This is a genomic window from Shewanella sp. TC10, assembly GCF_009663145.1.
Taxonomy (GTDB): Bacteria; Pseudomonadota; Gammaproteobacteria; order Enterobacterales; family Shewanellaceae; genus Shewanella.
This window is the reverse complement of sequence record NZ_VKHR01000051.1, coordinates 18,405-38,189: the sequence shown is the minus strand read 5'-3', so window position 1 is coordinate 38,189 and position 19,785 is coordinate 18,405. Positions and strand designations below refer to the sequence as shown.

At 40.1% G+C, this 19,785-nt stretch carries 17 protein-coding genes and 1 tRNA gene; 10 read left to right on the top strand and 8 right to left on the bottom strand.

The genetic code is table 11. From position 1 onward, the window contains the following. The coding region (locus FNZ24_RS16245; protein ID WP_324187478.1) for an anaerobic C4-dicarboxylate transporter family protein at positions 1-673 on the bottom strand (673 nt) is incomplete at its 3' end. Between the two features lie 549 nt (positions 674-1,222). Here FNZ24_RS16245 and FNZ24_RS16240 point away from each other — a divergent pair. Then, complete coding sequence (locus tag FNZ24_RS16240) at positions 1,223-1,783, top strand: outer membrane beta-barrel protein (protein WP_153915852.1); 561 nt, start codon at positions 1,223-1,225, stop codon at positions 1,781-1,783. Positions 1,784-1,930: 147 nt separating this feature from the next. Here the strand turns inward: FNZ24_RS16240 and FNZ24_RS16235 are convergent, their stop codons facing one another. Then, the gene (locus FNZ24_RS16235; protein WP_153915851.1) at positions 1,931-2,863 is read right to left on the bottom strand and encodes a LysR family transcriptional regulator; all 933 of its coding nucleotides are present in this window, start codon (positions 2,861-2,863) and stop codon (positions 1,931-1,933) included. A gap of 170 nt (positions 2,864-3,033) precedes the next feature. Here FNZ24_RS16235 and FNZ24_RS16230 point away from each other — a divergent pair, with 170 nt between their 5' ends. The 5 genes from FNZ24_RS16230 to FNZ24_RS16210 all read left to right on the top strand — a co-directional run bounded on the left by FNZ24_RS16230 (position 3,034) and on the right by FNZ24_RS16210 (position 8,350). Continuing rightward, complete coding sequence (locus tag FNZ24_RS16230) at positions 3,034-5,004, top strand: alkyl sulfatase dimerization domain-containing protein (protein WP_153915849.1); 1,971 nt, start codon at positions 3,034-3,036, stop codon at positions 5,002-5,004. A gap of 48 nt (positions 5,005-5,052) precedes the next feature. After that, positions 5,053-5,532 (top strand): hypothetical protein, encoded by a 480-nt coding sequence (locus FNZ24_RS16225; protein WP_153915847.1) that lies wholly within the window; start codon positions 5,053-5,055, stop codon positions 5,530-5,532. A gap of 45 nt (positions 5,533-5,577) precedes the next feature. Further along, a complete protein-coding gene (locus FNZ24_RS16220; RefSeq protein WP_153915845.1) occupies positions 5,578-6,084 on the top strand; it encodes a magnesium transporter in 507 nt (168 codons plus the stop codon). 4 nt (positions 6,085-6,088) lie between these two features. Beyond that, entirely contained in the window at positions 6,089-7,078 is a 990-nt protein-coding gene (locus FNZ24_RS16215; protein ID WP_153915843.1) for an efflux RND transporter periplasmic adaptor subunit, read from the top strand. A gap of 75 nt (positions 7,079-7,153) precedes the next feature. Beyond that, a complete protein-coding gene (locus FNZ24_RS16210; RefSeq protein WP_153915841.1) occupies positions 7,154-8,350 on the top strand; it encodes an OmpP1/FadL family transporter in 1,197 nt (398 codons plus the stop codon). A 351-nt stretch (positions 8,351-8,701) separates the two neighbouring features. Here the strand turns inward: FNZ24_RS16210 and FNZ24_RS16205 are convergent. Further along, a tRNA-Leu gene (locus FNZ24_RS16205) sits at positions 8,702-8,786 on the bottom strand. Positions 8,787-9,125: 339 nt separating this feature from the next. Here FNZ24_RS16205 and FNZ24_RS16200 point away from each other — a divergent pair. Next, positions 9,126-9,257 carry a DUF3149 domain-containing protein gene (locus FNZ24_RS16200; RefSeq protein WP_076540587.1) on the top strand — a complete coding sequence of 44 codons (132 nt, stop codon included), beginning with the start codon at positions 9,126-9,128 and terminating at the stop codon, positions 9,255-9,257. Between the two features lie 162 nt (positions 9,258-9,419). Here FNZ24_RS16200 and FNZ24_RS16195 read toward each other — a convergent pair whose 3' ends face one another. Further along, the gene (locus FNZ24_RS16195; protein WP_153915839.1) at positions 9,420-10,031 is read right to left on the bottom strand and encodes a superinfection exclusion B family protein; all 612 of its coding nucleotides are present in this window, start codon (positions 10,029-10,031) and stop codon (positions 9,420-9,422) included. Positions 10,032-10,125: 94 nt separating this feature from the next. Further along, on the bottom strand, positions 10,126-10,920 hold the full coding sequence (tcdA, locus tag FNZ24_RS16190; RefSeq protein ID WP_153915855.1) for a tRNA cyclic N6-threonylcarbamoyladenosine(37) synthase TcdA: 795 nt from the start codon (positions 10,918-10,920) through the stop codon (positions 10,126-10,128). A 432-nt stretch (positions 10,921-11,352) separates the two neighbouring features. On the opposite strand from tcdA, the gene FNZ24_RS16185 reads away from it, so the two are divergent. Continuing rightward, positions 11,353-12,411 carry a porin gene (locus tag FNZ24_RS16185; protein ID WP_153915854.1) on the top strand — a complete coding sequence of 353 codons (1,059 nt, stop codon included), beginning with the start codon at positions 11,353-11,355 and terminating at the stop codon, positions 12,409-12,411. Between the two features lie 487 nt (positions 12,412-12,898). Continuing rightward, positions 12,899-13,954, top strand: coding sequence for a porin (locus FNZ24_RS16180; RefSeq protein ID WP_153915837.1), 1,056 nt, complete (start codon positions 12,899-12,901; stop codon positions 13,952-13,954). A 102-nt stretch (positions 13,955-14,056) separates the two neighbouring features. On the opposite strand, the gene FNZ24_RS16175 is transcribed toward FNZ24_RS16180, so the two are convergent. The 3 genes from FNZ24_RS16175 to FNZ24_RS16165 all read right to left on the bottom strand — a co-directional run bounded on the left by FNZ24_RS16175 (position 14,057) and on the right by FNZ24_RS16165 (position 17,643). Further along, on the bottom strand, positions 14,057-14,716 hold the full coding sequence (locus FNZ24_RS16175) for a thiopurine S-methyltransferase (protein ID WP_153915835.1): 660 nt from the start codon (positions 14,714-14,716) through the stop codon (positions 14,057-14,059). Positions 14,717-14,863: 147 nt separating this feature from the next. Then, entirely contained in the window at positions 14,864-16,831 is a 1,968-nt protein-coding gene (locus FNZ24_RS16170) for a substrate-binding domain-containing protein (RefSeq protein WP_228768516.1), read from the bottom strand. Between the two features lie 461 nt (positions 16,832-17,292). Next, positions 17,293-17,643 (bottom strand): hypothetical protein, encoded by a 351-nt coding sequence (locus FNZ24_RS16165; RefSeq protein WP_153915833.1) that lies wholly within the window; start codon positions 17,641-17,643, stop codon positions 17,293-17,295. Positions 17,644-17,943: 300 nt separating this feature from the next. On the opposite strand from FNZ24_RS16165, the gene FNZ24_RS16160 reads away from it, so the two are divergent. Beyond that, complete coding sequence (locus tag FNZ24_RS16160) at positions 17,944-19,752, top strand: serine/threonine protein kinase (protein ID WP_153915832.1); 1,809 nt, start codon at positions 17,944-17,946, stop codon at positions 19,750-19,752. Positions 19,753-19,785 lie beyond the last annotated feature (33 nt).

The following is a 19,785-nucleotide window of genomic DNA, read 5'->3' as shown; positions in this document are numbered from 1 at the left end:
ATCTAGTTGACCCTGAAGTGGAGTCAACTAGATTATTACGAAATTCATCATCTTTAAGACGCTCTTGAAAAGCTTCATCTTTGTCTAAATCTTTACCGCGATTTAAACTCCAAGCACAGCCTGCTAGAACACCAATTAAGGTTGCTGGAATTGTAACGGACAGCACGTTGATTAAGCTTATATCGAGGCTGTTATCCATTGCTGTTGCCATGACGACAGCTGCAGCTGCAGCAATTGGGCTTGCCGTAATCCCCATTTGTGACGCAACAGTTGCCATTGCTAAAGGTCGCTCAGGACGAATCCCTTTTTTATAGGCCACATCATAGATTACCGGTAGTAGTGGATAAACTGAGTGTCCAGTTCCGACCAATACGGTTAAAGAGTAAGTACACAAGGGGCCAAGAAAAGTAATTTGGCTAGGGTGTTTTCTAAGTAACTTTTCAGCATATTTAACCAATAACTTAAGGCCACCTGTGGCCTCGAGTGTTGCTGATGCCGCCACAACAGCCAGAATAATCAACATCACGCTGACTGGAGGTGAACCTGGCGCAATACCAAAAACAAACGCTAATACCGATACCCCAAGGCCACCGAGTAAACCAAACGCGACACCGCCATGGCGAATACCGACAAATATCACTGCCAGCAACAACAGCATATGAACATAAAACATTAGCTAATCTCCTTAGCAAACATTAATTAATTTATGGCTACACCAGCCAAATAGGGCATTTCAGCGAGGAAGAGACAATAAAACAGAGTATTTTATCTTATCTCTACTTGCGCACTGAGAATGATGATTGAGGTTGTTTACTGGTTCTTTTTTTGCCAACCTTCTTAGTGTTTATACATCAAATGTCTATCTGCCAATATAAGCTAAAAACAATACAGTGACTTTGCGCATACTAAAGCCACACTAAATGTAAAATATGTGATCTAGTGATTTAAAGCGCCGAAATAAGATGAATAATTCTGCAAATAAATGAATCAAAATTAAGGAAAATGAAGATAAAATTAAGGAAAATGAAGATAAAATCGGCGCTATAAAGCCACATATAAAATCATTAATTCAATATATTGAAACTGCCTCAACATAATAAAAAATAATTCAACCCAATTGAGCCTCAAAGAACCTTGATGTTTTCATTCAGTTTTTATTCAGCATCTTCCGCTTATAGTGATTTCAACAAAACGAAATAACTTTTTTTACTTGGAGTGGATTATGAAAATTAAACAACTTATTTTAGCAGGTGTAGTAACGTCAATGATGTCTGTTCCAGCAATGGCATCTGATTGGTTTGTTGGTGGCGCGGCTGGATACCAAAAGAATACTTACAAGCTAGACTCTTCTGTCGACGGTGAAAAAGAGAAAGAAAGAGATATGGCTTATCAACTTCGTGTCGGTAAGTATATTAACGACAATAGCCGTGTGTATGGTACTTATGGTTATAACTCTGAAGACATAGGTAAACAGCAGACTTTCTTATTATCTTATGACTACTTAGTCCCACTCGGACAAAGTAATGTTAACTGGTTTGTGGGTGCAACAGCCGGTATGACTCACACCAGCATAAAAGAAGCAAACCTAAGCTCAGGTGATAATTTCGTTTGGGGTGGTCAAACAGGCTTTATGTACAACATCAATGAAAACTGGTCGACTGAAATTGGCTACCAATACCTGAAACAAGACTATGAGAAAGATGTTAGCAATGGTGCCAATACTAGTACATTCTCACTAAATGATACCCAACAAGTTTATTTAGCGATTGATTATAAATTTTAATCTTCAGTCCGAATGCCTCAATAAAGGGCATTCAATCTAATCGAAATAAAAAAGCTCAGTATTGCTACTGAGCTTTTTTGTATGACTCAAAAAATCACCATGAAACCCAAGCATGGCTGCAATCGCACAGTAGTATTCATTGATAGCTTACTCAGGAAAATAATCTTGAAGATAATTATGAATCTTACTAGAAATAGTGACCAATTCATCTCGAAACCAGCTGTGAGCCGGATCCTGATTGAGCTTTTTCAACCATATAAGATAATTTGAGACTTTCTTATACTCAAACGGCGGACGAAACAGCTGTAGCTTTAGTTGTTCTTTAAATTCAAGAGCTAAAGAAAGAGGTACTACACTAATATATTCTGACTGACTAACAACCAATAAGTTACTAAAAAGTGAACGTCCATGATAAGACACTTTACGCTTAGACAAATTAAGGTTGGTATAGTGACTTAAGCTATAGAGATGGTTACGAGTCCTCTCTAAAATAGCATGTGATTCCTGCATGTATTGCTGCTCAGAAATACAACCTTGAATTCTAGGATGCTCTTCACTACATATCACCACGAACTCACTATCAAATAATTTCAAGTTTTCAACATTAGGATGTTCGAACGGTAGAATATCGATCATCAAATCAAATTTTTGCTGTAGCAGCACCTCGTAAAAACTGTCGTCTTTATCCATTTGGTCAAAGACTTCCAGTGATATACCTTTATTGTCAATTAAAGAAAACTGCTTTAGTAGCACCCCTTGCATATGTTCAGGAGCTGTTAGCACAAAACGGCGATTAGAACTCAATGGGTCAAAATTTCCAAACGAGGTAAAAACACCATTAAGTTGATTTATCGGAGCTTGAATTTGCTGATATAAACTAAGTGAGTAACTCGTTGGCACCACCCCTCGACCTTTTCTGATGAAAAGATCTTGCCCAACTTCCTCCTTCAACCTTCCGAGCATGGTGCTCACTGTAGATTGATTGGTATTCAGGTTTTCTGCCGCTTTACTTAAGCTGCCATCTTCCATGACCTGTGAAAACACAGCGAGCAAATTAAAGTTAGGAATATCATTTTTCATTTGCAGTCCTGAATATCCGTGGAGTGTTTCTTAATATTTCGCAATATCAATATATCGTAATTTCGATATTTCGATATCGTAATAGCCTATATATCAAAGATTACTACCGAATTAACATGACGTCATTAAATAAAAGAAATTCATATTAGTTCAATAATCTGAGGTATCACATGACTTCTTCACTGAAAAAACTGTTAATTTCTGTCGCGATCAGTTCAGCTTTACTTCCAGCATCAGTTGCACTGGCAACACCTACATCCGAAGCTGAATCTACTAATGGCCAAGCACTGCAAACCAGTTCTGCGGCACATTATCAAAATATTGACTTTAATAAGCGCTACAACGATGGCGTGTTATTTGAACATGAATCTAATCTGTTTTGGGGTAAAGGCGAGCGCATTAAAGTGCTTTCTAAAACAGGTGAGACATTAGCTTATGTGGAAGATTCGCCACTAGTACATGACGCGCTAACAAAGCATAGCCGTAAAATGGATCAGGCCATCATTCAAGTCGATGATAACGTATTTCTTGGATACGGTTATGGACTAGACACACCAGTGATGATTGAAGGCGATGATGGCATTATCATTGTCGATCCAGGTGAGTCAGTACAAATGGCTGCTTCTGTGAGAGATGCATTTAGAGAAATCACCGACAAGCCTGTTAAAGCCATTATCTACTCTCATAATCACATTGACCACATTTCTGGTGTTCGTGCTTGGGTAACCGATGAAGAAGTCGCATCAGGCGAAGTAAAAATTATTGCTCAAGAAGGACTAACTGCTGCTGTAGCTAACTGGTCTTCAAATCTAGGCACCTTATTTGGTCACCGCACATCTTACACAGGCGCAAAACATGTGGAAGAAGGTGAACACGGTACAGTGAACGACGGTTTAGGCCCTCGCTTCATGCAAGGTGATATCTCATTCATTGAGCCAAATGTCACCCTGAAAGATCGTTTAGACATTACTATCGCAGGTGTTGAACTACAAATCGTCAACGTGCCTTCAGAAACAAAAGACGAAGTAGTTGTTTACCTGCCTAACCAAAAAATACTTCATGCAGCTGAAGTATTACAAGGTGAGAACTTCCCTAACTTACATACGATCCGTGGGACCAAGTTCCGTGATCCTGCAATGTGGTTCAAAGGCATTGATGTAATGCGTGGTTTTGATACTGAAATCATGATCAACTCTCACGGACGTCCAGTTGAAGGTAAAAAAGCAGTAGCAAACGTACTAACCTCTTACCGAGACGCAATTCAATATACCCATGACCAATCTATTCGCTACATGAATAAAGGCATGACACCAGATGAACTCGTTGAGGTGGTAAAACTGCCTAAGCATCTAGCTGAACACCCTTGGCTTGGTGAGCATTACGGCACAGTGGCTCATGCTGTTCGTCAAATCTATGTTGGTTATGTTGGTTTCTTTGAAGCTGATCCTTGGCAACTAGAGCCAATGGCATACGAGCAACGCGCAAAAGCATTTGTTGAATTAATGGGTGGTAGAGACAACATCATTAAAACGGCAAAAGCAGCAATAACAGCTGAAAACTACACCTTTGCAGCAGAGATCTTGTCGTACCCAATTACGATAAACAAGCAAGACACTGAAGCACGTGAATTGAAAGCTAAAGCTTATAAAGAATGGGCAGCAAATCAAGTGAACATCAACTGGCGTAACTGGGCATTAAATGCATCAGCTGAGTTAGAAGGTACACGAGATTTTTCTAACATGATTAGCTTTGCCTCTGTTGATGTATTAACCGCTCTGCCTAGCGCGCAAATTTTCGACATGATGACAGCAACATTAATTGCAGAAAAAACACTCGATGTTGCAACTGCGATGACATATAAGTTTGCTGACACCAATGAGTCAATGACTATTGAAATCCGTAACGGTATTGCGCAGTTGCATACCACACCATACTCAGGTGCGGATATTCAGATAGAAACCACTCGTGAAGTGTTAAATCAAATCCTGATTGCGGGTCCGAAATCACAGCAGGTGATTGGCGAAAACTTAGGCTCAGGCAAGTTCAAATTTACTAATGGCGATATCAAAGATTTTGGGTTGTTCATGAGTTACTTCGACAAACCAATGACGCCAGAAGAACTTAAATTAATCGTTCGATAACACGTCAACTAGAGGGGCTGTATGGCCCCTCCGTTTTAGGTGGTCACTATGTCTCGTCTAATACTATTACTTATATGTTGGGTGCCATTTATCGCAAATGCATGCGGCATACACCAAGACACAGGTTTATTCCTTGTCACCGAACCAGGATCGCTTCCAGTATTTGAAAGCACCGTTATTGAAAGACAAAACGGTAGATTCAATAGCTTAAAAAGTCCTGAACACGTCAAGGTATACCAGTTCACTAATGTGCTATCAAACAGCAATCAAAAAGTTTCTTTCAGTTTATTTGAGCCAGTAAAAGGCCATTACAGTGAAGTCTTGATTTCTGAGCACACCAAATTACAACACCGAGAAACACAACCCTCACCTACTGAACTATTGCTAATCGCTGAGCTAGATGTACTTGAAGCGTTAGCCACTAAGCAGCTCAGTTGGTCTGATGCAAAAACGCTTGGTTTAGTCCGCATCAATGGGCAAGCCAATGACATAGCAATGCTCGACCGATGGTTTGTAGATTTATTTTAATCGGCTCGCGGTAATTAATGCATATTGCATTTGCTAAGGAATAACATGAACGTAATTAAAACCATTTTATCCAAACTAGCCACCATTTTGATGGTGCTTATCAAATTCATGTCTTTTATGGCGTTGATGCTTGGTGGCGCATATTTATTAGCGCCTATGGGACTCATCAATTCTAAAGATATCGATATGAGTCTTTTTACTAATACACCAAACGACACCATGATGATTCTGTTTAACTCAGAGTATTTCAGTGGCTACTTATTTTCAGTCACCATTACCCTGGTCATCTTTGTTATCTATCTACTGTGGTCATTACATGAAGTCGCGGTTCATCGCGCAGAAAAGATGCGCAGCTCTCACGTTCAGTTAGTGTTTGCACTGTCATTATGTGGCCTATTCATTCATAAAGCCTGGTGGGTATTAGCCATCATTATCGCTTTTGCCAACTGGTCTGAAATTGGTGAGTCGATAAGCAATGTGCTTCGAAACAGCCGCAATAAAACCAATGGCTTAAATAATGTTCCAAATGAAGTAAACAAGGTAGAGGACTAATACCATGAAAGAAGTCATGATCCCTTACATCTTATTAATGTGGATACTCGTATCAACGGGAGCCATTAAGTGGACTTTACGTAATAGCTTTTGGATTGTCTCTGGCGGCGTTTTAATTCTGGTTATATTGGGTGTGCTTTCACGCCTTTGGGCGCCAGTTGATTTAACCTATTCTTCAACAATCAAAGCACCGCATTCAGTGGTATCACCATTGTTTGGAGAGGAAATTGATCAAGTTCATGTAAGTCATAACCAAATCGTCAAACAAGGCGAAATTATTTATACCCTTGTAGACACCCAATCTAACGCTGAAGTTGAAAAAATTAAATCTTCTATCGTTACACAAGAAGAGGCAATTGCTCAGTTCCTTAGAGATTTAGCGAGAGCAAAAACATCACCCGATATCTTTAAAAAACGAGATATTGAATATTATCACTCGCAACTACGTATTGCTGAAGCCACTCTGATTTCGCTTAAAGCTGATTTGGAATCGACTCGTTTTGAACAGAATCGAAAAACAGTCCGCGCTCAATTTGATGGTCAAGTCGCAGTAGTGAATGTCGCTGATGGAAGTCGTGTCGGTAATATGCACCTCTATGATATCGGCAGAAAGTTTCTTGAAATGCGCATTCCAGATCAAACATTTCGCTACGTAGAAGAAGGTCAGTTTGCTGAATTTTATGTTGATGCTTACCCAGGTGAAGTATTCCGTGCGCGGGTTCACAGCTTTACTGCCGGAACAGGTGAGTCTTCCATTTCACCAATTCAAGGGCCACAAAGTGTTAGGCAGCACGTTGGAGCCAATACCAGCAGCCATGGCCGTACAGTGATACTCGAGATATTTGAACCTGAAGGCAAAATTATTCCTATTGGCGCAACGGGTTCAGCTTGGATTGCTGCAAATAAACCACACCCATTCTTCAGTTTTATCGATGTGATTGGCGCAGCAACGGTTCGTCTTCACTCTTACAAATCATACTTAAATGCAATCTAACTTTTTAGGCTCGCCTCATAGCTGAGGCGAGTACCCGTTAGTTCTAGTTGTAAAGACGAATTAATAAGGTTACTCATGAATACGAAAATCTCACTCCCATTACTTTTTTCATTATTAGTTACAAACAATGCGTTGGCAGGGGCTTATATGTTCCCTGAGCTAGGGGGCGTTAATGTAAGCACTGCAGGCGCTGGAGCTCAAGCTCTAGCAGAAGGCGCTGAAACAGCTTTTGCGAACTCAGCTGCAATGACCAAACTTACTCAGCCGACCTTAGCTTTTAATATACAAGGCATGGCGTCAGACATTGAATACACTGATACTGGATCCGATGGCATATTTGCAGGTGGAGAGTCTTCAACTCAAGCAGGAACAGCAATGCCAGCTGGCGCAATGTATTACGTTGCACCGATTAATGATAGCTGGAGTGCTGGTATTGCATTGGTATCGGCAGGTGGTTCACTCATTGACTACGGAGCTGACTTTTCAGGCTCATTATTACTGCAAGACGCACAACTCGTTACCGTGCAATTAAACCCAAGTGTTGCTTATAAAGTTAATGAGCAACTATCTGTGGGTGTTGGACTTGTCGCTGAGTACGGCCAGCTTGAACAAAATTTTGCAGGAACTGACAAGTTTAAAACCCAAGCAACGGGCAGTGATCTAAACATCGGCTATACCTTAAGTGGACTGTACGAGTTTAACGATGATCATCGGCTCGGCTTTTCATACCGCTCTGAAATAGAACATGACATGGATGGCGACTTAACCTTTGCCAAGCAAGGGCTTGATTCCTCTATCGGCATTATTATGCCTGCCACTGCATTTTTAAGTGGATATCATAATGTCACTGAAAAAACTGCGTTACTATGGAGTTTAGGTTGGACCCAGTTTAGCTCTGTTGCAACAACCGACATTGAACTGGACTCCCGTATTGTCGAGATCCAAAGACAGTGGGATGACACAGTAACCGCAAGTGTTGGTGGTTACTATCAGCTTAATGATAAATGGCAACTAGAAGGTGGTATATCTTATGAGTCATCACCGCAAGATGACCCAAGGATGCAATATCCAGATGTGCCAACTGGCGAGCTTTGGAAATATGCAATTGGCGCCACATATGATTTAAACCAGAACTGGCGCATGAATTTTTACTATGAATACCTAGACGTAGGAACCCCAAGTATTGAGTTTCAGTTAGCAAATTCAACACTTAGAGGAGACTACTCAGCAAATATTCACTTCTTTGGTTTGATGACAAACTATCGTTTTTAAGTATAAAGAACAGCTTAAAAAGACTTTTAAAAAACTGACGGGCCATACTGCCTGTCAGTTTTTCAACGAAATAGCTTAACTGAATTTTAGCCAAAAACACCAAGCTAGCTTCTAGCGGCTTTAGCCTCTAAACAGCCCAACTCAAGTTGGCCCAACACAACCACGCCAACGCAAAGCAAAGCAAAAACACACAGCGAAAAAGACAACACAGCAGGTGCCAAATTATTTCTTGGCAAAAAATCGTCACACCTGGAGGTTTTTGAGGTAAACTTTGGAGGTTACACATTGATTCTGGATACCCAGAAACAAAAAAACCGACTCAAAGTCGGTTAAAGTCCCCATTAAGAGGAGTGGTACCGGTGGGCGGACTTGAACCGCCACGCTCGAAAGCAACGGATTTTGAATCCGTCGTGTATACCAATTTCACCACACCGGCATCATATTGATGTCTCAAAAGAGCAGCGCTCAATCGAGATTCAGAATTATACCTAGGCCAATTACAATCGCAAGCCCTTTAGTCTTCTATTTAGCAGTTTTCCATTCAACAGCTCAAATCTCATTCAAACAACCGCTTTATAACCCTTAGACTTGCTTAGTTAGCTTCCTCCTCCCTACAAAGGTGAACAAACAATACCTCTGTCACATATTTCATTACTTCCTAATCTATTACATTAGGTATTCAGCAATAACTGAAAGGTTAATTGATCGAGATCATAATTGTTAACAGATGTATACGATATGTTATTAATGACTTCACGATAAAGAGGATTATGAAATGGCATTCTGGTTAGATTTGATGTTTGGTAATGCAATAGGTTTGCTATCAATGATTGTTATCTTCTGCACTATGGGAATTATGTCGTACATGATGTGGATGTTTATTGTGAAGTCGGCTCCAAAAGAATAAGTATTGCTTATTTGATTTAAGTCAGTTTTTTGTGTTTCTTGGCAAATAATTAGGGGGCTTACAGCCCCCATTTTTGTACCTGAAATTTAGTAAGATTGGCTATTAACAAAGTTAGATTTCAATAAAATCAACACCTTCAAAAGCAGTTCAAACCAAACCAAACTAAGCAGCATGTTTTCTTGGTTGTACTAAGCCATTAATAAACTGAGGTCTTGCTTTAATTAAATGAGTTAACTCTTCTTTACTTGGCTCACCAGCTGGTAATCGTAATACATCGCGATTCAAATAAACTCGCGCTTTCATCGAAATTTTGTATTCTGCTGTCGGCCCTTGAATGGCGTAATGACGTTCATTACCCACTAACTCTAAAATACTCGTAGCCACTAAACCTTTCACAGCTAATTCATTTTGAGGTAATGCCAAAATAGTGGCACCTTGAAGGAAAAACTCTCTCAATAAAGCCCGTTCAGCAGGGTCAAGTAACTTTACCTTAGCTTCGATGGTTTCTATGGCACGTTTTTCACGTAAATAACTTATCGACTCATCCACGACAAAGGTGAATAGCTGACTTAAGAAGAATGCAGCACCTACAATAAGACCAAGACCAATAAAGTGGCCATAGTCTGTCACTAATCCATCAAGGGAAAGGGTTTGCAGTACATGGGAAGGAGCAAACAACAGAACACTACAAGCAATAACCCACCAAAGCATTACGCTAACTACAACTCGCTTTACGTTGGCTAACTTTAAGTTATCTAATTTAATTTTCATCATCTCGCTTCCAAAGTGTCAGATTTTTGAATCTATTACTTCAAAAGCAATTTTGATGCCAAGGAATTATCTAAATAACTCTTTTTACATTAAATGGTTACTTTTCAGCTAATCTTGCTAAAACACGGCTCGCTGCGATAAAGCCAAATGTACCTGTCACCATAGTGACAGCGCCAAAACCAGAGGCACAATCCATGCGCATAGTTCCTTCTGCGGTTGCCTTAGTACTGCAAACACTGCCATCACTTTGAGGATAAACAAGGTGTTGAGTTGAAAATACTGCATCGACAGCAAACCGACGTTGGACATTTTTAGTAAAATTATACTCACGACGCAAAATCCCTCTCACTTTAGCAAGTAATGGATCTTGGATAGTTTTAGCTAAATCGGTAAGTTGGATCTGGGTTGGATCGGTTTGCCCACCAGCACCGCCGACAGTGACAATTTTGAGTTTATTACGTTTACACCAAGCAATTAATGCAGCTTTTTGTTTTACAGCATCAATACAGTCAACCACATAGTCGATCGATAATGGCTCGCTTTTCGTTCCAAGGTATTCAGCTAAGTTGTCAGCAGTAACGAAATCTTCAACCTCATTGACGACACATTCAGGATTGATGTCGCGAATACGCTGCGCCATCACTTCAACCTTAGACTCGCCCACTGTTGAAGTCGTCGCATGGGATTGTCGATTAATATTAGTGACACAGATATCATCCAAATCTATTAAGGTAATCTGGCCAATTCCGCTTCGGGCTAATGATTCAGCAACCCAAGTCCCTACCCCACCAATACCAATGATAACAACATGAGCATTTGCAAAGTTTTGCAGTGCATTTTGACCATATAAACGACCAATTCCACCAAAACGATTTAAATAAGATTCTGACAACATGTTATTGCTCTTGCTACTGACGACTAAGGGGGCGGTATTTTATACGAATTAAGCCAAAATCAAAATAAAAGTCTCTCATCTACTGTCTAAAAGGCGCAAAACATATCTAAACCACCCGCAGACACACCTGTTGCAAAATTGCTCCACAAAATACACTAATAGACAAATTAGTTAACGACCAAAACTTTTTTGTTAAAAAGCAATATAAATACTGTAAATCAATATGATACATATCAAATAAAAAACACCTTTAGTGACAATAATCACACTTTTTAATGAAGCTTTTATGTCAGTATCAGCCGCAGATAAAGGATCCTAAATAATAGCGCTTACCGCTAAATTATTAGCGAATCGCTATTGTTATCAATGTTGCGCACAACTGATGAGTGCACAACAAAATCAAGCCCTTACCAAAGGAAGATTAAGATGATGAAAAAAAACCTGATCACTGCTGCTATTTTATCTTGCACGGCAATGACCTCTTTCACTGCGTTAGCTGATGGCCCAAATTTTTATGGTCGCGCAGATCTTGCATTAACAAATTCTGATTTAGGTGTTGCAACACAAAATCAAAAAGATGGCACAGTTATCGAGAATAACTTTTCTTGGTTAGGTGTTAAAGGCAGTGAAAAAATCAATGAAAACTTCGAAATCCTTTATCAAATGGAATTCGGTGTAAGTAACTTTGATAACTCAGGCGATACTTTCGCAGCTCGTAACACATATATTGGTCTTAAAACCAATGCAGGTACAGCTTTAGTGGGTCGTAACGACACTGTATTCAAAGCATCTGAAGGCGGTTTCGATTTATTTGGTAACAGTAACTCTGATATCGATTTATTAGCAGCAGGTCAAACGCGTTCAGGCGACGGCATCAGCTACTATTCTCCAAAGCTGGCTGACATGGTGTCTTTCAATGCAACTTACTTAATGGATGACAACTATGAATCACAAAGTGATTCAATGTATGCATTAAGTGCAACGCTAGGTGATAAAGCACTTAAATCACAAAACTTCTATGCAGCTGTTGCTTACCAAGATGGTATTACAGATGTCGAAGCTTACCGTGGTGTGGTTCAAGCTAAATTTGGTAGCTTCATTGTTGGTGGTTTATACCAAAACACTGAAAGCTTAAAGAGCGAATTAGCTCACCTAGAAGGTGACTCTTACTTCATCAATGCTGCATACGTTATGGGTAACCTAAAGCTTAAAGCAATGTACGGTTACGATGATTCAGGTCTAGGTAAAATCGTTGACCGCCGCACAGGTCAATTAGAAAACGAAAATGATGTTAACGTATTAGATGCACGTAAAGACGTATCTGATGTTGAAATTCAGCAGTTCAGTATCGGTGCTGACTACCGTTTAAGTGCTAATACATTAGTATACGGTCACTACACTAAGTACGATGGTGACATGAAACTAAATGGTGTTGTTGAAGACTTAAGTGATGATATTTTCACTGTTGGTGTTCGTTTAGACTTCTAAACTGCCCTTAAGCTGTTGAAAAACATCACAGCCAATTGTTAAGCAATTGCTAAAGCGACCTGACTAGGTCGCTTTTTTTTGCCCTGAGCATTCCAAATGAATTTTTAGATATGCAAAACTGCATAACCCTAGCCAATACAAGCCTTCAAAACTTAACACTTTAGCAACAACTTAACTAATCCAAAAGCCTGTCATATCAAGCCTTACACGATACTGATAACTTTGGGAACCTCTATAAATAGGTAGTTTGCTATATTGGTGTTAACTAATAGCCAAAAGTATCGAACTTGTCACATTTTTTCATCAAATCATTACGTTATCCCATAAAGTTTGACATAGCCCACAACTTAAACACCTCAAACCTGTAAAAATCCTCTCAAGTTCACGTCGCTGACCTATTACTATTTAGATAGCTCTATGACTGAAATTCACTAAAACACCCCCGTTTAAAGGGGATAGAACCTCAGGTTCTAAAGGGAGTATGAAGATGAAAAAGACGCTAATCTCAGCATCTGTAGCCTCAGTAATTGCATTAACTTCTTTCGGCGCAGCAGCTGAAGGTCCAAACTTTTACGGTCGCTTAGACCTAGCTGTAACCAATTCAGATCTTGGTGTAACGACTCAAGAAGGGAAAGAAGGCACTGTATTCGAAAACAACTTCTCTAACTTAGGTGTTAAAGGCAGCGAAAAAATTTCTGATGCTGTTGAAGTGCTTTACCAAATGGAATTCCAAGTTGAAAACACATCTTCTAGTTCAGACGTTTTCAAAGCGCGTAATACTTACCTAGGTTTAAAAACTAACTTCGGTACTGTGTTAGTGGGTCGTAACGACACTGTATTTAAGCAAGCTGAAGGCGGCGTTGACGTTTTCGGTAACACCAATGCTGATATCGACCGTTTAGTTGCAGGTCAAACTCGTTCTGCTGATGGTATCTGGTACTACTCTCCAAAAATCGCTGATTTAATTACCTTAAACGCGACTTACTTAATGGAAGATAACTACACTGATGCTGATGACAACGAGTCTTATGAAGATCAGTATGCATTAAGCGCAACTATTGGTGATAAAAAACTTAAAGCGCAAAACTACTATGTAGCAGCGGCTTACAACACAATCGGTGGCATCGATGCATACCGTGGTGTGGCACAAGTTAAATTTGGTGATTTCAAAGTCGGCGGTTTATACCAAAGCACTGAAAGCCAAACTACAGATCAAGAAGGTGATTCATACTTCTTAAACGTGGTTTACAACCTAAATGGCGTAAACTTAAAAGCTGAGTACGGTGTTGATGAAGGTGGTTTCGGTCGTTACCTTAGCAAGCAAAGACCTGTAAATGATGACGGTGATTTCATTGATGGTGCGGTTATCACTAATGCTGATATCACTCAAATAACTATCGGTGCTGATTACCGTATCTCTAAATCTACCCTAGTATATGGCCACTACGCTATGTACGAAGGTGATTATCAAATGGACGGTGGCCCAACCATCGATTTAGAAGATGACAACGTATTTACTGTTGGTATGCGTTACGACTTCTAATTGATTGAGTCATTAGGCTCATTTCAATAAAGCTATACCAAAAAAAGCGACCTTGAGGTCGCTTTTTTTATGTGGCTATTTTAGTAAAAATAGCAAATAAGTTTACCCTTTACGGGTTAACAGGTAAGCCGCTTCATTCAGCCATGGTACTTGCTTATTAACAAAGCGTGGATTATCAGCAAGCACATCGGCACACTCAAGTAATTCAACTTCAAAGTAGCTTGCTAAGTATTGCTCAATCCAGGCTGGACTTACAGCAAATGGTGGGCCATTGAGCGCAGCTTGATCATAATCCAGTGTCACTAATAAACCTTTTACACCAGTAGGAATTAATTCAGCTAACTTATCAGCATATTGCTGACGCATTGATTCAGGCCATGCAATTAACGCTGCACGATCATAAAATGCACTTATATGTTGGCACTCTGATTTCGGTAGGGTAAAAATGTCGCCCTGAATAAGGGTTATTTGCTCAGTCGAATAAAATTGATGCTCACCTTGCAAGCGATGAGAAACAGGAAGTTGGTTATCCTTAAAAAAATCTTGCACGGCAATTTGATTTAATTCGCAGCCAAGCACATTGTGACCTTGTTCAGCAAGAAAGCACATGTCTAAAGACTTTCCGCACAAAGGCACAAACACCTCTTCTGTTGAGCTAAGCGCTAAACTTGACCAATACTTAACCAGAAAATCATTCACTTGTGGTTGATGAAAACCAATTTGTTGTAAATCCCACTTTTGATGCCAAAAACTTGGTTCCATGTGTGTCACACCTTTACTAATCAATAATGGGCTTTACTCTAAATACAATAAACTACAGATGCAAACTGATTAGTTAGCCAAAAACTCCCAACACGAATAAAAAAGGCAGCCTCCTATTGGCCGCCCTTTATTAACCGCCATGTTTTTCTAAATAACCCAAACTTCGACACGGCGATTTCGCTCTCGCCCAGTACTGGTATCATTATTAGCAACAGGTAGCAATTCACCATATGCTTCAACTGACATAACAGGAATGCCGCGTGACACAATTTCATTTTCAACCGCTTTAGCGCGGCGAAGGGACAATTGCTGATTGCTCAGTTTCGCCCCTGAACTGTCAGAAAAACCCATTAATACGATTCTGCGGCCTGGATTATTTTCAATAAATTCTATTAGTCGTGCTAAATCACGCTGACCTTTGTTATCAAGCTCACCATTGCCGTGGTTAAACCTGAAATTCAACGATAAACGCTGCCCTTGGCTGGCAAAACGATTATAGGATTCAGGCGCGCCTTCTGTGGCATAAACTTTTTGAAGGTTAATGTTTTGCGATATCAGGCCTACTTCATTGACTAAGACTTGCCCTTCTTTACTAATGGCAAATTGAGCGAAATCTTTAACTAAGGCTGAAGATGAAGTTGGCGTGTACATATACAAGCGGCGTGATAACGCATAATCTTCAGTGCTCACGGTAAATTTGGTTGGGTAAATTGGCGTTGCGCCCATCCCTTCAGTAATTGCCAGCGCTTTATTATGACCAATGTAATTAAGCCCAATAAAACCTATCGCATTTTCATTTTGAGAAACCTGTTCCGATAGTTGCGAACTCGACTCATAACGCTTTGCTGTTTCAGATAATGTTTTACCTGCTTTTTTCAACACCAACTTATTGAAAGTATCCCAGGTACCTGAATTATTGTCCCTAGAAAATAACTCAATCTGGCCTTCACCTTGGCCTATTTGAGCCCAATTAGTGATTTCACCTGAATATATTTTGGATAGCGTGCTTATTGACATTGATTTTAATGGACTGTTTTGATTAACAATAATCGCAAGCCCATCCAAACCAATAATATGCTCATTACCCACTCTGCTTAAATCACCTAAAGTCGCTTTGGTTTGGGTCAACTCTTTCGCTTTAATCGGCCGTGAAGCCATGCCAATATCAGCAACACCCGATAGCATGCCCTTAAATGCGGTACCAGAACCATGGGCATGCAATTCAACAGCCTTTGTCACGCCGTTATCGTTAAATTCCATTGTTCGTTCAACACTTGACTCTCCTTGAACCCAAGTAAATTCATTAAACCCTTGCTGCGCAAAGAAAGCCTCAAGTAATGCAGGCGCAAGCTTTTCGCCAATCGTATTTGAGCCATGCAATCTAAATAACAATTCTGCTTTTTGAGCTGGGATTAGGGTTTCAGTTTTCACTGAATCTTGTGCCTGTAAGGTGTCAATTGGACGAGTCTGTTGTGAGCTTATTTCAGGGCTTTGCTCGACGGTTTTTGCTGAAGAGTCAATCCCATTAACGTACAGGCTGATACTCTCTTGCTGCCAAAATAGCAAACCTGCAGCAACCACTAAGCCCAGCATTAGCAAACCCCAAAGGCCCGCTTTTTTGTTACCGTCTTTGGGTCCATCACCGCCGGTTTTAGTTTGCTCCTTAACAGTCGCTTGGTTTTCATTATTAGTATTTGATTTAGCCGTGTTTAGTTGACTTAGCGAAGCTGCATTAGCATCTGCACTATTTGAAACCTGAGGCTGATTGATTGGACTAGCAATAGAAGTTGGACGAGGAATGGAAGTTGTATTAGCGCTGGGCTTTGTCACCGATGCATCGATAGATTGCTGAGCTGGCGTTTGAATCGGCTCATTAGATGCTTCAAATGTTTTCTTAGCTATAGTGTCGAGTAAATCATTCACTTGAGTATCATTTAAACTTTTAAGTTCACGAAGCACAGCAGCGCGATAATGTTTATCAAGTAACGTTTTCTCTTGGTTTAATTTAATGTCATATTTGACTCGTAAATGCTGGGATAACTCATTCACTACAACATTAATATTTTGATGAATATCGACAGATTTCGCTTGGGTTGTACCGGACAGGTTATGCATCAGATTCCACTTCCAAAGTTGCTGCAGGTAATTATTGCGAGCCAATGTAAAGCGGAAGTATGACATGCTTATTAATGATGAAAAAAGTACGATTAAATTTTTTCAGGTATAAAATAAAAGTGTAATTAAAGCCACAATGTCTCAAATTCAGATTTTAAACATAAGCTTAAAATGTAAATTTAGAAATGTAAGCTTAGAAATATAAAGTTAGAAATGAGGTGAGAGAATGAGGTTTAAAGGGGAAATAGATTAAGAAACAATTCAGAGGGCAAACCATGTTCTGAGTAAAAACACACTGACAAGCTCACGCCACAGAGTATCAAAAAGCTTGGTTCACTCTATGGCAAAAATACAATCACATGGATCATGTGAGTCACACAAGTCTACAGGCTAGCTCAGCCACAGTAAGAATCACCTAAAAAATAGCCGTAAACGAAACTAAGCATAATGATAAAAGAGCGTTATTGCTCATCACCACCTAATACTTTTTGCACTTTTTTAAGCCATAAACAATTATCACACTGACAGTTACGGCGCGATAAATGGTGAGGGCTTAAATTTGAATCAATAAAATCTACAGCAATAAGCAACTGTTGCTTCAGCTCTTCGACAGACTTTTTCTCAATGGCCACCAGCTCATCATTATGATTCATCCATATGCACTCTTCCCCTTGATGGCAAGTGGTACATTGCTCGTCACTGGCATTATAAAAGACAGCATGTGGACAATGCGTGACTTCCATTGACTGTAAAATTCGCTGACGAGGAAACCTAAACAGTGGAATTAAATCTACTTTGTTGATGGTAGGCATAAGCGCTCCTTGATTAAACCGAATCCGTTGATTCAGTTAAATAGTACCTGTCTATGGCTAAAAACAACTTGATTCAAGTCAAAGTTTACAACACCGTTTTTTTGAGATAGGTAGCTTTACACTGAATTGCTAATATAAATACTTAAATAGCGCCGACAATAATGGATCCAGCCTCAATTTTAGCATTTTATGAATGATTAAAGATAAAAATCCCCTTCAACACTTGCCTGATAAATCTAAATATGAGTTTATGGTGTTTCTAACACATTAAGCCAATGCGTTAGCTAACAGGAGTAAGCAGTGCAAACACCTCAGCTACAACACTTTTATATCAATGAAGAACAATCTGTCTATTTATTAAAAGCTGAAGATGCACGTAAACATCGCGCTTGGATAAGACTATGTAACCAACAGCTGAGTAAACTGGGTTATGCGGATATCGAGTTCATCGGTAAAGGAGCCTATGGCTTCGTGTTTGCAGGTACCAATGATATTGGTGAATCCCACGTGTTTAAATTTTCACGTATTACCCTCCCTCGAAGCGTTCAAGACCGGCTGGAAGAAGAAGCATTTATGCTCAGCCAGTTAGTTCACCCAAACGTTCCCAATGGCATCAAGTTTGAACGTGTTGGCAAACAAGGCATTATGGTAATGGAGCGCGCTCAAGGGGAAGATTTAGATAAAATCTGCCACCGATTAGGTGTACTACCTGTTGCGATGATTGTCAGTATCGCCCGCCAATTAGCTAACCTTCTTTATTATCTTCGCACTGGAAAATGCTTAGTTCACGGCGATATAAAGCCCTCTAACTTAGTCTACGATATTGAAAACGATCACTTATCTTTAATCGATTGGGGCTCTGCAGTATTTGCCCAGCGTGATGAACACAATAAAGCGGTTGAAGATAACGTCATGTCGTTAATGTCCAGCGATCAGCACCATACCAATGCCAGAATGGGCGATGTCTACTTTATTGGCTCGGAGCAGCTAAATGGTGCGCTTTCAAGCCCACGCTTTGACGAGCAAGGTGTAGCCGCAACCTTATATGCGTTAGCATCAGGACAAATTAGTCGTTTCGGCAGTAAAGTGATACCAGCGAGCAGCTTAGGTCTGCCCGTTGAACTGGCTCGAACGCTAGATGGCATGCTAAGCGATGACGTTGAAAGACAAAATCTTGCTGGAGATTATTTCCTTAAAAGCATGCGCCATAATCATCGAATGCATCTACCTGATTTGAAAACCCAGCCGCTATATGAAGACATACCACTCTGGGTATTACCCAAACAGAAACAAGTAGAAACCGTGAGTTATAGCTCTCGAAAATCATTTTTAAAAGAACATAATACCCAAGATCCCATCGCTAAAATGGATGATATACAGCTAGAAAAGTACTATCGAAACTTTTTAGCTGGCATGGGCGACACCGAAAAAGGCTTTGTGGCTGCAGTGGGTAAATTGGCGCAATACCCTATTGTTGGCGGCCTTGCTATTCACTGGCGTAAAAGCGGTGTCTACATAGATTCAAACTTAGCGATTTACGATCCTGAAACCAAAGATGTGTTGATCAAAGCTGTCAATAATATGGTCACCTTAGCACGTGGAATTAAACGTATCGGGGTATTTAAGGCCTGTTTTTTCAACGCCAAAGACACCTTACATCTTGAGAGGGATACCCCGTCAGAGCCTTATAAAATGGTCAATGACGCACAATTAAGCTTTGAAGTCGGTGATGTTCCCGCATCTGAAGGACGTTCGCGGTTACACTCCTACTTTGAAGACGGAAAAGATCCGGAAGAAAATCTCGAATTGCCTACTGAGATCATGACTGAGCTCGGCTGGATTAACCAAATTCATCACACTGGCTGTATTATTTTTGAAGCGCTACCAAATCACCTTAAAGTGCACAGTTATTTACGTTTACTTAATCCTCGTAAACAAGCCGCCTTTAGAGCTTCATTAGACCGAATATTACACCATGCCACTAAAATTCAAGGACATGGGGTATCAGGGTTTATGAAGCTGCCATACAAAAATACACGGCAATTTTCTCACATCGATCATAAAGCCGATCATTTCTATCCCAAAAACCCTAAGCAAGCCCAAAGCTAATCAGTTTTGAACACCAGCACACAAAAAAGCCTC